This is a genomic window from Enterobacter cloacae complex sp. IR5401 (assembly GCF_049238425.1).
GTDB classification, from domain to species: Bacteria; Pseudomonadota; Gammaproteobacteria; order Enterobacterales; family Enterobacteriaceae; genus Enterobacter; species Enterobacter hormaechei_C.
In genome coordinates this window covers 482,798-496,391 of sequence record NZ_JBMKHN010000002.1, presented here as the reverse complement: position 1 = coordinate 496,391, position 13,594 = coordinate 482,798, and the positions used below count along the sequence as shown (strand labels likewise).

General features: G+C 53.4%; 14 protein-coding genes. 1 reads left to right on the top strand and 13 read right to left on the bottom strand.

All coding sequences use genetic code 11. The features are described from left to right. Positions 1–24: 24 nt before the first annotated feature. The 9 genes from rlpA to leuS all read right to left on the bottom strand — a co-directional run bounded on the left by rlpA (position 25) and on the right by leuS (position 10,105). The gene (rlpA, locus tag ACOTX1_RS05380; protein WP_003858712.1) at positions 25–1,131 is read right to left on the bottom strand and encodes an endolytic peptidoglycan transglycosylase RlpA; all 1,107 of its coding nucleotides are present in this window, start codon (positions 1,129–1,131) and stop codon (positions 25–27) included. Between the two features lie 16 nt (positions 1,132–1,147). Continuing rightward, a complete protein-coding gene (mrdB, locus tag ACOTX1_RS05375; protein ID WP_015571139.1) occupies positions 1,148–2,260 on the bottom strand; it encodes a peptidoglycan glycosyltransferase MrdB in 1,113 nt (370 codons plus the stop codon). Positions 2,261–2,262: 2 nt separating this feature from the next. Then, positions 2,263–4,164, bottom strand: coding sequence for a peptidoglycan DD-transpeptidase MrdA (gene mrdA, locus ACOTX1_RS05370; RefSeq protein ID WP_015571138.1), 1,902 nt, complete (start codon positions 4,162–4,164; stop codon positions 2,263–2,265). 28 nt (positions 4,165–4,192) lie between these two features. Continuing rightward, entirely contained in the window at positions 4,193–4,660 is a 468-nt protein-coding gene (rlmH, locus tag ACOTX1_RS05365; protein WP_003858701.1) for a 23S rRNA (pseudouridine(1915)-N(3))-methyltransferase RlmH, read from the bottom strand. A 3-nt stretch (positions 4,661–4,663) separates the two neighbouring features. Next, positions 4,664–4,981, bottom strand: coding sequence for a ribosome silencing factor (gene rsfS, locus ACOTX1_RS05360; protein WP_003858696.1), 318 nt, complete (start codon positions 4,979–4,981; stop codon positions 4,664–4,666). Positions 4,982–5,249: 268 nt separating this feature from the next. Then, the gene (nadD, locus tag ACOTX1_RS05355) at positions 5,250–5,915 is read right to left on the bottom strand and encodes a nicotinate-nucleotide adenylyltransferase (protein WP_023315624.1); all 666 of its coding nucleotides are present in this window, start codon (positions 5,913–5,915) and stop codon (positions 5,250–5,252) included. Further along, complete coding sequence (holA, locus tag ACOTX1_RS05350; protein ID WP_023315625.1) at positions 5,908–6,939, bottom strand: DNA polymerase III subunit delta; 1,032 nt, start codon at positions 6,937–6,939, stop codon at positions 5,908–5,910. Before holA ends, nadD begins: the two co-directional genes overlap by 8 nt. Next, a complete protein-coding gene (lptE, locus tag ACOTX1_RS05345; RefSeq protein ID WP_022650604.1) occupies positions 6,939–7,508 on the bottom strand; it encodes an LPS assembly lipoprotein LptE in 570 nt (189 codons plus the stop codon). Before lptE ends, holA begins: the two co-directional genes overlap by 1 nt. A 14-nt stretch (positions 7,509–7,522) precedes the next feature. Continuing rightward, positions 7,523–10,105, bottom strand: coding sequence for a leucine--tRNA ligase (gene leuS, locus ACOTX1_RS05340; RefSeq protein ID WP_022650605.1), 2,583 nt, complete (start codon positions 10,103–10,105; stop codon positions 7,523–7,525). A 215-nt stretch (positions 10,106–10,320) separates the two neighbouring features. On the opposite strand from leuS, the gene ACOTX1_RS05335 reads away from it, so the two are divergent. Further along, entirely contained in the window at positions 10,321–10,803 is a 483-nt protein-coding gene (locus ACOTX1_RS05335) for a zinc ribbon-containing protein (RefSeq protein ID WP_032634656.1), read from the top strand. Positions 10,804–10,966: 163 nt separating this feature from the next. Here the strand turns inward: ACOTX1_RS05335 and ACOTX1_RS05330 are convergent, their stop codons facing one another. From ACOTX1_RS05330 to rihA, 4 genes are all read right to left on the bottom strand, one after another. Continuing rightward, a complete protein-coding gene (locus ACOTX1_RS05330) occupies positions 10,967–11,413 on the bottom strand; it encodes an Hcp family type VI secretion system effector (protein WP_032634450.1) in 447 nt (148 codons plus the stop codon). Positions 11,414–11,647: 234 nt separating this feature from the next. Then, a complete protein-coding gene (locus ACOTX1_RS05325) occupies positions 11,648–11,923 on the bottom strand; it encodes a hypothetical protein (RefSeq protein ID WP_050583760.1) in 276 nt (91 codons plus the stop codon). Between the two features lie 126 nt (positions 11,924–12,049). Then, positions 12,050–12,349, bottom strand: a complete 300-nt coding sequence (locus ACOTX1_RS05320) for a hypothetical protein (RefSeq protein ID WP_023315629.1) — start codon at positions 12,347–12,349, stop codon at positions 12,050–12,052. A gap of 305 nt (positions 12,350–12,654) precedes the next feature. Next, the gene (rihA, locus tag ACOTX1_RS05315; RefSeq protein WP_023315630.1) at positions 12,655–13,590 is read right to left on the bottom strand and encodes a pyrimidine-specific ribonucleoside hydrolase RihA; all 936 of its coding nucleotides are present in this window, start codon (positions 13,588–13,590) and stop codon (positions 12,655–12,657) included. Positions 13,591–13,594 lie beyond the last annotated feature (4 nt).

Below are 13,594 nucleotides of genomic sequence, written 5' to 3'. Positions count from 1 at the left end.
GACATTTCGGATACCACCGAATAATTATTTTGCAACAGCGATAAACGACTGGAGCTGCGCCTCGCTCTGCAAACGCTGTTGCAGGGATGCTGCCTGCGATTTGCTGGCAAACGGACCCATCTGGATACGCCATACCGCACCGTTTTGCTCAACGCGGCCTGGCACGCCAAACTGTTTGCTTAAACGCTGCTGATATTGCTCTGCACGGGTCCGATCGCTGACAGCGCCAACCTGAACCACGTAGCTGCCGCTCGCCGTCGCAGGCGCCGCAGTCTGCGTAGCAGCAGGCGCGGTCACCGGGGCGGGTTGTGCAGCGGGTGCAGCAACGACGGGCGCAGGCGCTGGGGCAGGTTCATTTGATTCAATCACGCCCGGCGCTAACGTGGTGGGTGCGCCAAGGAAACCACTGCTTTTCACCGGGGCGCCTGTCGCGTCTTCACTTTGCAGCGTATCGTTGCTGATAGCACGCACTTCACCCTGCGGCTGTGTGGGCTCTGCCGGCGTTGAAGCGCCCCCCATACCACCGCTCAGATCCGGGCGAGCGGGCAGGGCATAGGTCTGTTTCGCGACCGTGGTACAGGCCGTGCCCGGGCCAGACAGTGAACCATCCTGCGCCACGATAATCGGGTCGATACGCACTTTAGTATTGTTTGAGGTGTTCAGACGGTCGGCCGCCGCGCGGGACAGGGAGATCACGCGATCGGTGCCGTAAGGCCCGCGATCGTTGATACGCACCACGATCATTCGGCCATTCGCCAGGTTAGTGATGCGTGCATAGCTCGGGACAGGCAACGTCGGGTGTGCCGCCGTGATCTGCATCGGATCGAAGGTTTCACCCGACGCGGTCAGGTTGCTACCGGGCTCAGCGTCATAGATGGCAGCAAAGCCAGCCTGGCTGAAACGGGAAGGATCCTGAACGATTTTATAACTTTTACCGTCGCGCTGATAATCCTGATTCACGCTGGCGTTCAGCGGTTCATAAACGGGATCGGCACCGCTAATCTCAACAATCGGGCCATTACAGACCGCAGGCTGCGGCGGCGCGACGGTTGCCTGTTGCTGACCATCATCACTTGTACAGGCGGCAAGTAAACTTGCTGCGATGCAGATCCCCAGCCACTGCTTACGCATTGCGATCCCCTTATTTTTATACGCTTTTGGACAACATTTTCCTGTGGGTATGGATCGACATGACGATACCAAACCCGGCCATCAACACGATCAGTGCCGAGCCCCCGTAACTCACTAGCGGCAGCGGTACGCCGACAACCGGCAGAATCCCACTCACCATACCAATATTTACGAAGACATAAACGAACAAAATCAACATTAATCCGCCTGCCATCACGCGACCAAAGGTGGTTTGGGCGCGTGCGGCAATCCACAAACCTCGCATGATCAGCAGCACGTAGAGTGCAAGCAGAACCAGGATGCCAACCAGCCCTAACTCCTCAGCCAGAACGGCAAAGATAAAGTCGGTGTGGCGTTCCGGTAAAAATTCGAGCTGCGACTGCGTACCGTGCAGCCAGCCTTTGCCGCGCAGGCCGCCGGAGCCAATCGCAATCTTCGACTGAATAATATGATAGCCTGCGCCCAGCGGATCGGTCTCGGGATCGAGCAGCATCATAACGCGCTGACGCTGGTAATCATGCATCAGGAAGAACCAGAGGATAGGAATAAACGCGGCAACCAGCACCACGGCGATACCAATCAGACGCCAGCTCAGGCCGGACAGGAACAGGACGAACAGGCCGGAGAGGGCGATAAGAATCGAGGTACCGAGGTCCGGCTGTGCGGCCACGAGCAGCGTCGGCAGGAAAATCAGCACCAGCGCAATGGCGGTATTTTTCAACGACGGCGGGCAGACGTCGCGGTTAATAAAGCGCGCCACCATCAGCGGGACGGCGATTTTGGCGATTTCCGACGGCTGGAAGCGGACAATCCCCAGATCCAGCCAGCGTTGCGCCCCCTTCGAGATGGCGCCGAAAGCATCTACTGCCACCAACAAAATGATACAGAAAATATAGAGATAGGGCGCCCAGCCCTCGTACACGCGCGGCGGTATTTGCGCCATCACCACCATAATAACCAGACCCATGGCGATCTGGCCGATTTTACGCTCCATCATGCCGATATCCTGGCCGCTGGCGCTCCAGATAACGAGGGCGCTATAGACCAGCAGAGCCAGCAGAATCAGCAGCATGGCTGGGTCGATGTGGATCTTGTCCCACAGCGATTTTTTATTCGGATTATCCGTCATGATTATTGGTCCTCCGCCGCAGCGGCTGCCGGGTTTTCAGCTGGCAGTTCGGTGTTGTTGTCACCCAGCATGATGTGGTCGAGGATTTGACGCATGATGGTACCCACCGCCGGGCCTGCGCCGCCGTTCTCCAGAATCATCGCCACCGCAACCTGCGGGTTATCATAAGGGGCAAACGCCGTCATGAGCTTGTGGTCACGCAGACGTTCGGCAATTTTATGTGCGTTGTAAGTTTCATTCGCTTTAAGACCGAAGACCTGAGCCGTACCTGATTTCGCGGCTACCTTATACGGTGCGCCAGCGAAATATTTGTGCGCCGTCCCGTTAGGGCGGTTGGCTACACCGTACATGCCGTCTTTCGCGATTTCCCAGTATCCGGAATGAATGTCACCCACCGGCGGCTCGTGCGGCTGTATCCATGGCACTTTTTTGCCGTCTTCAACGGTGCTTTGCAGCAGGTGCGGCACTTTCACGACGCCATCGTTGATGAGGATCATCATCGCCTTGTTCATTTGCAGCGGCGTTGCCGTCCAGTAGCCCTGGCCGATCCCCACCGGAATGGTGTCACCCTGATACCAGGGTTTTTTAAAGCGCTTCAGCTTCCATTCGCGGGTTGGCATGTTGCCGGAACGCTCTTCCGCCAAATCTATACCGGTGTAATGCCCGTAGCCGAACTTGCTCATCCATTCAGACAGACGGTCAATACCCATGTCGTAGGCGACCTGATAGAAGAAGGTATCCGCCGACTCCTCCAGTGATTTGGTCACGTTCAGATGGCCGTGGCCCCATTTTTTCCAGTCGCGGTAGCGTTTCTCAGAGCCAGGCAACTGCCACCAACCGGGGTCAAACAGACTGGTATTACGGGTGATGACGCCCGCGCTCAGCGCAGACACGGCGACATACGGTTTAACCGTTGAAGCTGGAGGATAAACCCCCTGCGTCGCGCGGTTTACCAGCGGCGTGTTTGGATCGTTGAGCAGGCCGGAGTAATCCTTGCTGGAGATGCCATCCACGAAGAGGTTCGGATCGTAGCTTGGCATCGAAACCATCGCCAGAATGCCGCCGGTACGCGGGTCGGTCACAATAACCGCAGCACGGCTACCCGCCAGCAGCGTCTCGATATACTGCTGTAGCTTCAGGTCGAGCGTCAGATAGACGTCATGCCCCGCCTGCGGGGGCACCTCTTTCAGTTGTCGGATCACACGGCCACGGTTGTTAACTTCAACCTCTTCATACCCGGTCTGACCGTGCAGCACATCTTCGTAATAACGTTCGATCCCCAGCTTGCCAATATCATGGGTTGCGGCGTAGTTAGCCAGCTTGCCGTCTTTATCAAGGCGTTCGACGTCTTTATCGTTGATTTTGGAGACGTAACCAATGACGTGCGTCAGCGCGGAGCCGTAAGGATAGTAGCGGCGTTTATAGCCTTTGACTTCCACTCCGGGGAAACGGTACTGGTTAACGGCAAAACGGGCGACCTGCACTTCTGTCAGGTTGGTTTTTACCGGAATGGAGGTGAAGCGGTGAGAACGTGCGCGCTCTTTTTTGAACGCAGCGATATCGTCATCAGTCAGGTCGACAACGCTTCTCAGCGCGTTCAGGGTATCCTGCACGTTATCCACTTTCTCGGGCATCATCTCTATCTGGTAGATGGTGCGATTAAGCGCCAGCGGCGTGCCGTTACGATCGTAGATAATGCCGCGGCTGGGCGCAATGGGCACCAGCTTGATACGGTTTTCGTTTGAGCGGGTCTGGTAATCGGTATAGCGGACAATTTGCAGATTATAGAGGTTGGCGATCAGCACGCCGGTAAGCAGCAAAATCCCCGTAAAGGCGACCAGCGCCCGGCGCACAAACAGCGCGGACTCAGCCGTATAGTCGCGAAAAGAATTCTGTAGTTTCATCCGCTGCTTAAATTACCCTGGTCAGTCATTACTCGCGGTGATAAGGGTGGTTGGTAGTGATGCTCCATGCGCGATACAAACTTTCTGCCACGAGAACCCGTACAAGCGGGTGGGGCAGCGTCAGCGCCGAGAGTGACCAACTTTGTTCTGCTGCCGCTTTGCAGGCGGGAGATAACCCCTCTGGTCCGCCAATCAACAGACTGACGTCCCGACCATCCTGCTTCCAGCGCTCCAGTTCGTGCGCCAGCTGCGGCGTATCCCAGGGTTTGCCCGGGATATCGAGGGTCACGATGCGGTTTTTGCCTGCGGCAGCCAGCATCAGCTCTCCCTCTTTATCGAGAATACGTTTGATATCTGCGTTCTTGCCGCGCTTTCCTGCTGGGATCTCCACCAGTTCGAACGGCATATCTTTTGGGAAACGACGCAGATACTCAGTAAAACCGGTTTGTACCCAGTCCGGCATTTTGGTGCCGACGGCGACCAGTTGCAACTTCACGCATTAACCCCAGAGTTTTTCCAGCTCATACAGGCGACGACTCTCTTCCTGCATGACGTGGACAATCACATCGCCGAGATCGACAACCACCCAGTCAGCGGTCGCTTCACCTTCAACGCCCAGCGGAAGCAGCCCTGCCGCGCGCGATTCCTGAACAACATGGTCAGCAATCGAAACAACGTGACGAGTTGAGGTGCCGGTGCAGATGATCATGCAGTCGGTGATGCTGGATTTACCCTTAACGTCGATAGCGATGATGTCCTGACCTTTCAGGTCATCAATTTTGTCGATAACAAAATCCTGGAGTGCTTTACCCTGCAAGTTTTCCCCCTGGGTGAATGAGATTGTACAACTATGAATTCGTGGCCAGTCAGTATACCTGAACTGACGCCAGTCGCGGGACAAATGTCACCGCCCGGCTTTTGAAGGCGGGTATCATCCCACCCTCCGCCTGAGATTGCATCGCCATTTTTGTAAAACAATTTCTGTAAAGCAGCGATCGGCGGGAAAGTCTGGCAGCGGAGGATATCAGTATGGCTTAGCCTGTCAAGGCAGGATAATCATTAACGGACAATTTCGCCGGCGATGCTCAGACATCTGTACTTTTCTGATACAGACCGTGCGCATGGATATAGGCCAGCACGGGCGAGGGGAGGAGATCGTCACAGTCTAAACCCTGCTGGAGACGCTCGCGGATGAGGGTCGCGGAAATATCAAACCACGGCGTTTCAGCGAGGTAAATTTTCCCGGCGGGGAGACTGTGCAGGTCTTCTATATTGTCCGTCAGATGTGCGTCAAGCCACTGCTGATGCTGCGCGTCGCGCATGGTCAGCGGGTAGCCCGGACGGCGGCAGACCAGCAGATGACTGTTTTCCAGAATGGTTTCGTACTGGTACCAGCTGGGAAAGTTGAGCAAGGAATCCTGGCCGATGATAAACGCCAACGGTTTCATGGGCCCCTGCTCAGCGCGCCACTCCCGCAGCGTTTGCGATGTCCAGGAAGGGGTATCTCTACGCAGTTCACGCTCATCCAGTGTGAAGAGAGGCTTATCGGCGATAGCCAGCGCGAGCATCGCTTTACGCTGCCCGCTGGTTGCTTCTGGCTGAGGACGGTGCGGCGGAACATTGTTGGGCATGATGATCACCCGCTGCAAGCCAATCAAATTCGCGAGGATTTCTACCGGCTTAAGATGCCCATAGTGCACCGGGTCGAAGGTCCCGCCATACATTGCCTGTAAAGAATGCATATCACCCATCGATAAATACGTCTGCCAGAGCCTTATGGCAGAGCAGCAAAGAGAGACTCTCCAGCTCCGCCCAGACAAACTGACCGTAATCCTGTTTTAACGTCAGTTCGGCGCGCATCAGAAGTTGCACTGCCTGACGCAACTGCTCCTGGCTCAGGCGGTTTATCGCCTCCGTGGTCATCGCCCGACGGTTTTGCCAGACGCGATGTTTGTCGAATAAGGCGCGCAGGGGCGTGTGTGCTGACTGGCGTTTAAGGTTGTTCAGCAGCAGTAATTCGCGCTGGAGCGTACGGAGAAGGATGACCGGCTCACTCCCTTCCAGGCGCAGCTGTTGCAGGATGTGCAGAGCACGTTTACTTTTCGCCGACAGCAGCGCATCAACCCAGTGGAAGGGGGTAAAGTGCGCGGCATCATTCACCGCCTGTTCCACGCGCGGCAGCGTCAGCTTGCCATCGGGCCACAGCAGGGCGAGCCTGTCCAGCGCCTGCGCCAGTGCCAGAAGGTTGCCTTCGTAGCAGTAGCACAGGAGCTGACTGGCGGCCTCATCCAGCTGCAAATTGTGCTGCTTTGCTCGCGCGGCAACCCATTTTGGCAGATGCGCCTGCTCTGGAGTCTGGCAGGAGACAAGCACCGCACTGGGGGTTAGCCGGGTAAACCAGGCAGCGTTTTCCTGCGCTTTTGTGAGTTTGTTGCCGCGTACGATAAGCAGCAGATCGCCGTGTAACAAACTCACCAGCATAGCCAGCTGTTCATTGATGGCAGCGTTAGGACCATTCTCAGGCAGCAGGATCTGGATTGTCTGACGAGAGGCAAACAGGCTCATGGCCTGACAAAGCGAGAAGATAGCGTTCCAGTCGGTACTGTTATCGATCTGGAACGTATGATGCTCATCGAAACCCTGCGCGGCTGCCGCATGGCGAACCGCATCAAGGCTTTCCTGTAGTAACAGGGGGTCGTTGCCGAGTAGCAGATAGGCCGCGCGCAGCCCTTCGTTGAGCTGCGCGCGGAGTTGTTCAGGATACAACCTGATCATCAGTTACCCAGAGACGTTGGCATATCCGGCGTGCTGGCATCCGGTGTTTCGATAACGTCAGCGCCTTTTTTCGTCGACGCGGCAATGGCAGGCAGCCTGCGGATCAGCTGTTCCGCGGCCTTATCATACATTTCCTTGATGATAATCTGCTGTTCGGCGTCTTTTGCCAGCGCCGTCTGCGGGTTATCGAAGAACGAGCGGTAGACTTTGGTATTGATAGGGTAAATATCTTTACCTGGCATCAAGACGGCCGCATCAACGGTTAGCACCATCTGATATTCCGCCGTCCGCCCATCCTGGAAGATCGAGGCCGTATCTTGTGACAGCGTTGATTTCAGGACACGGAGCGAAGGAACATCCTGACGTAGGGTTCCCTTCTCGATCAGCTTAACATCGTTCAAACGCAGCTGGTTACGAATGGCCCGGCTCAGCGGTCCGTTCGGATCGGATGAGTCGAAGATCATCGTTTTCATCTGCGCAGGCACTGCCGTGGTGTTGCGCAGGTGCCAGCCGCAGCCAGCGGTGACAAGCACCGCCAGAGATAAGAGTATTGTTGCCAGTTGTCGCACGTTTCCTCCCGCGCTTAGCCAACGACCAGATTCAGCAATTTACCAGGTACGTAGATCACTTTACGTACGGTAACGCCCTCAAGGTATTTCGCGACCAGATGCTCCTGGCCTGCGCGCTCGCGAACCTGTTCTTCGGTTGCGTCGACCGCGACGGTAATTTTACCGCGCACTTTACCGTTAACCTGCACCACCACCAGCGTGGTGTTTTCCACCATAGCGGATTCATCCGCCACTGGCCACGGCGCATTGTCGATATCGCCTTCGCCTTTCAGCTCCTGCCACAGGGTAAAGCTAACGTGCGGCGTGAACGGGTTCAGCATGCGAACGACCGCCAGCAGCGCTTCACGCATTAACGCGCGATCCTGCTCGCCATCCTGCGGGGCTTTCGCCAGCTTGTTCATCAGTTCCATAATAGCCGCAATTGCGGTATTGAAGGTCTGACGACGACCAATATCATCGGTGACTTTCGCAATGGTTTTATGAACATCACGACGCAGCGCCTGTTGATCTTCAGTCAGTGCAGCTACGTTCAGCGCTGGCGCATCGCCCTGAGAGGTGTGCTCGTAAACCAGTTTCCAGACGCGCTTCAGGAAGCGGTTGGCCCCTTCAACGCCGGATTCCTGCCACTCAAGGGTCATATCTGCCGGGGAGGCGAACATCATGAACAGACGCACGGTATCCGCACCATAACGCTCAACCATCACCTGCGGGTCGATGCCGTTATTTTTAGACTTGGACATCTTGCTCATGCCGGTATAAACCAGTTCATGACCTTCAGCGTCTTTCGCCTTCACGATACGGCCTTTCTCGTCGCGCTCGACAATCGCATCAACCGGAGAAACCCAGTTACGCTCGCCGTTCGCGCCAACGTAGTAGAACGCATCTGCCAGCACCATACCCTGACACAGCAGCTGTTTTGCCGGCTCGTCGGAGTTGACCAGGCCTGCGTCACGCATCAGTTTGTGGAAGAAGCGGAAGTAGAGCAGGTGCATGATGGCGTGTTCAATGCCACCGATGTAAATGTCTACCGGCAGCCAGTAGTTTGCTGCATCAGAATCCAGCATGCCTTCTTTGTACTGCGGGCAGGTGTAGCGCGCATAGTACCAGGAGGATTCCATAAAGGTGTCAAAGGTGTCGGTTTCACGCAGCGCTGGCTGACCGTTGACGGTGGTTTTCGCCCACTCAGGATCGGCTTTGATCGGGCTGGTGATGCCGTCCATGACCACGTCTTCCGGCAGGATCACCGGCAGCTGATCTTCTGGCGTTGGCATCACGGTACCATCTTCCAGCGTCACCATTGGGATTGGCGCACCCCAGTAACGCTGACGGGAAACGCCCCAGTCGCGCAGACGGTAGTTCACTTTACGCTCGCCCACGCCCAGGGAGGCCAGCTTGTCGGCGATGGCGTTGAAGCCCTCTTCAAAGCTCAGGCCGCTGAACTCACCGGAGTTAAACAGGGTGCCTTTTTCAGTCAGCGCTTGCTCAGAGAGATCGGGTTCAGAGCCGTCAGCAGCAAGAATAACAGGCTTGATGGTCAGGCCGTATTTGGTGGCAAATTCGTAGTCGCGCTGGTCGTGACCCGGCACGGCCATCACGGCGCCTGTGCCGTATTCCATCAGTACGAAGTTGGCGGCCCAGACAGGGATCGCTTCGCCCGTCAGCGGGTGGATCGCTTTGAAGCCGGTATCAACGCCTTTTTTCTCCATCGTCGCCATGTCGGCTTCGGCCACTTTCGTGTTGCGGCATTCGTCGATAAAGGTCGCCAGTTCTGGATTGTTTTCTGCCGCTTTCTGCGCCAGCGGGTGACCTGCGGCCACGGCCAGGTAGGTCGCGCCCATGAAGGTGTCCGGGCGGGTGGTGTAGACGGTCAGGGTTTGATCGTAGTTCTCAACGTTGAAGGTAATTTCCACACCTTCGGAACGGCCGATCCAGTTGCGCTGCATGGTCTTAACGGTATCTGGCCAGTGGTCCAGATTGTCCAGATCGTTCAGCAGTTCGTCAGCGTAGGCGGTGATTTTGATAAACCACTGCGGGATCTCTTTACGCTCTACTTTGGTGTCGCAGCGCCAGCAGCAGCCATCGATAACCTGTTCGTTCGCGAGAACGGTCTGGTCATTTGGGCACCAGTTAACGGCAGAGGTCTTCTTGTACACCAGGCCTTTTTTATACAGCTCGGTGAAGAATTTCTGCTCCCAGCGGTAGTATTCCGGGGTACAGGTTGCCAGCTCGCGGCTCCAGTCATAGCCGAAGCCCAGCATTTTCAGCTGGTTTTTCATGTACGCGATGTTGTCGTACGTCCACGGAGCCGGTGCCGTGTTGTTTTTCACCGCCGCGCCTTCAGCAGGCAGGCCGAACGCATCCCAGCCGATAGGCTGAAGAACGTTTTTGCCCAGCATGCGCTGGTAGCGTGCAATCACGTCACCGATGGTGTAGTTACGCACGTGGCCCATGTGTAGTCGACCAGAAGGATAGGGAAGCATCGACAGGCAGTAATACTTCTCTTTGCTCTCGTCTTCGGTTACTTCAAAGGTGCGCTTCTCGTCCCAGTGTTGCTGGACTTTTGATTCTATCTCTTCCGGGCGGTATTGCTCTTGCATGGCAGCCAGTGGTCCTGTGTTCAATACAGCTACAAATGTAGCCAATGGATGTGGTAATTCAGATCCGCATAGCATAGCCCAAACGCCCGCGTCAAAACAGCCTTTCACGCAAATGCACTTTGCAGGAATTTTACCGGGTCTGTGCTTCACCTGACAAAGCGGCGACGAAATAAGGTCTATTATTAGAGACAGTTACTTACCCGGGAGGCAAAATGATGAACAAGGTTGCTCAATTTTACCGTGAACTGTTAGCGACTCTGACGGAACGGCTGCGTAACGGCGAGCGTGATATCGACGCGCTGGTCGAACAGGCACGCGCACGCGTGACGCAAACGGGTGAGTTAACGCGAACCGAAGTGGAAGAGGTAACGCGCGCCGTGCGCCGCGACCTGGAGGAGTTCGCGCGAAGCTATGAAGAGAGCCAGGACGAGATCGCCGACAGTGTTTTTATGCGGGTAATTAAAGAGAGCCTGTGGCAGGAGCTGGCGGATATTACCGATAAAACTCAACTGGAGTGGCGCGAGGTGTTCCAGGATTTAAACCACCACGGTGTCTATCACAGCGGCGAAGTAGTGGGGCTGGGGAACCTGGTGTGTGAGAAGTGCCACCACCATATTGCCGTTTATACGCCGGAGGTGTTGTCGCTGTGTCCGAAGTGCGGGCACGACCAGTTCCAGCGTCGGCCGTTTGAGCCGTAGGTAAAAGCAAAACTGTTTGCACCCTCTCCCTGTGGGAGAGGGTCGGGGTGAGGGCATCAGGCCGCAGAATAATAAGCCAGCCGCTCCGCCAGTAAATATCCAAACGTTTCCCGAAAGATTTCCACCCTCTTTAGGCTGTGACCCTTTCATTCCACGAGTCTTTTTACATTATGTTTCCTTCAGTGTACTTCCATTCTATAGACTCATAGCGAATTTCAACTTCTTCCATATGTTTACTTGCAATACCTACTGGAAATAGAACGGGGGAGATTTGAGTTATCTTTACATTTTCCAGCTTTATATTGAAATATTCCAGTTCTATTCCTGCATCATTAATTTTATACATTTTTATTAAAGCTTCAATCAGTATTCTTCCTTCGCATACGGCTCTGAATAGATAGGGTGTGAGCCGGTCTATCTCTTTTTCAAATCTAATCGGTACATGAAGACGTGTTCCAGTCAGTTTCCCTGTATTATGGTCTGTAGGAATCCATACCGAATGATTAAAGGACTTAAGCTCAGTGGAACCCAATCGTGATGGCATTAAACACTCTCCTGTCAAAGGTGAGCCATTGTCATCGATGAGCCAAATATGTGCCGGGATAGTCATTTCATTCTTTCCCTTTGAAAAAAAATATTAGTGAAAGTGTTAGTGTTACTATCAAGGTGATAATTCCAAATGTAATTTTGTTATTATCGACAAAAATAGAAACCAAAATGGAGATTATGGCTATAAGGAAAATTATTCCACAGCCTATAATATTGTTGATGCAATCATCTTTGATACTATTATAAAAACGCCTGATACATCTTCTTAATAGATTATTCATCAAATTAAGCATTTTCACATCATTCTCTTAAGTGCTCTGACAATTTCTTCATCAGATGCTGTGCTAATATTTAGATAGCCAGACTTCATGATCATGGGTTCGATCAAGAAATACATCATTTCTAACCCCTCTCTATATAAGGCGTAATAAAATATTGGGCAGAAATTTTTGAGATTATCTGCGCTATCAGCAGCACGTTGTACAATCCCATAAATATTCAGTCCTCCTATGACCCACCCAACTCTGCTTCCTATTTTTTTCATTAATGCATTCTGAACAAATAAATTCATTTTGTTTCCGTAGCATATGTATGATGTTATAGAGTAAATCAAACCATTTTTGAAATGTATTTAATGGAATAGTTTTTGGCGAATGGCGTTAAGTTTTCAAGGATTGTTTTCTTTTCTACATCGCTTTTATATTTTTAAGAGGGTTTCTATATATATATTCAACATTCGAAACATAACATTTCTATGTTTGACTAGTTCATATAGAGCGCAAATAAATCTGACATCTTCAGAACCAAGTTTTTTACAAACATCTTGATAATTTTCTGTAAGACAGGATGTATAATAAAGTAAGCGTGTTGTGGCATCGCCAAGACCATTTACATAATCTTGTACGACTTCTTTAACGCCTATTAACGCTTTATCTAACCGCACAGATAGCTCTTTGTCAGTTCCAGGTTGCTTAATAATTTCTTCGCTGTAATACATAACGTGCTCCCTTGCTATGTTCATTCGATCATCGAACATGTCCTTGCGAAGCAAAGTGATGTTTATCTCACTTTTGAAAGTATCCATAAAAGAATTCATTGTTTTTATATGAGGAGTGAATCAGTAGCAAGTAATAATAATTGTGACAAATGGGTGGGGCTAATGGTTTAGCTATTATCAAATAAAAGCGTTCTGTTTTTTCTTGCTTGTTTTATTTAATGAGGTTTTTAGTGTGAGGGAGGCATGATAAGGGCATTAGGCAGCAGAACCGCCTAAAATGCCCAATAATGTACTGTTTTTTCGGACTACATATAATAAGCCAGCCGCTCCGCCAGCAAATCCACAAACGCTTCCCGATCGATATCCACCATCACCGTGGTATTCGGCTTGTTTCCCGTTAGCGAGTAATAGTCCACCACCGTCATTCCCTGGGTATATTTCCCCTGTGTTTCCACACCAACCCAACGCTCGACCGTGGTAAACATTTCCGGCTTCAGCAGCCAGGCGATGGTGCATGGGTCATGCAGCGGGGCGCCGTGGAAGCCCCACTTCTCGGCTTTGTGATACTCCATAAAGAAGTCGAGCAGCTCTGCCACGGTCGTTGCAACCGGGTTGCCCACAGAACGGAATCGTTCGATGTCCTGCGCCATAATTTGTGCGCGGTGGGTAACGTCCAGCCCCGCCATCACAATCGGCAGGCCCGACTGGAAGACGATTTCCGCGGCTTCCGGGTCAACGAAGATGTTGAACTCTGCTGCTGGCGTCCAGTTCCCCAGCCCCATTGCCCCGCCCATGATGACGATACGGGCGATGTTGCTGTGCAGTTCAGGATGGCTGTTCAGCAGCAGCGCTACGTTGGTCTGCGGGCCGGTAGCCACCAGCGTCACGGGCTCTGCGCTCTCACGCAGCACCTTCGCCATGAGCTCGACGGCAGTGCAGTTTTGCGGTGCGAAATCCGGCTCCGGCAGCGCCGGACCATCCAGCCCACTTTCACCGTGAACGTTATCCGCAATGATCAGCTCGCGCATCAGCGGCTTAACGGCGCCACCTGCGACAGGAATATCGGTGCGTTTCAGCAGCGTCAACATGCGCAACACGTTTCGCAAGGTTTTATCCGGCGTCTGGTTTCCGGCGGAGGAGGTGACAGCTTTTACGTCCAGTTCAGGGGAAGCAAGAGCAAGGACGAGTGCGATCGCGTCATCATGACCCGGATCGCAGTCGAGAATAATTGGCTGTGCCATAGCG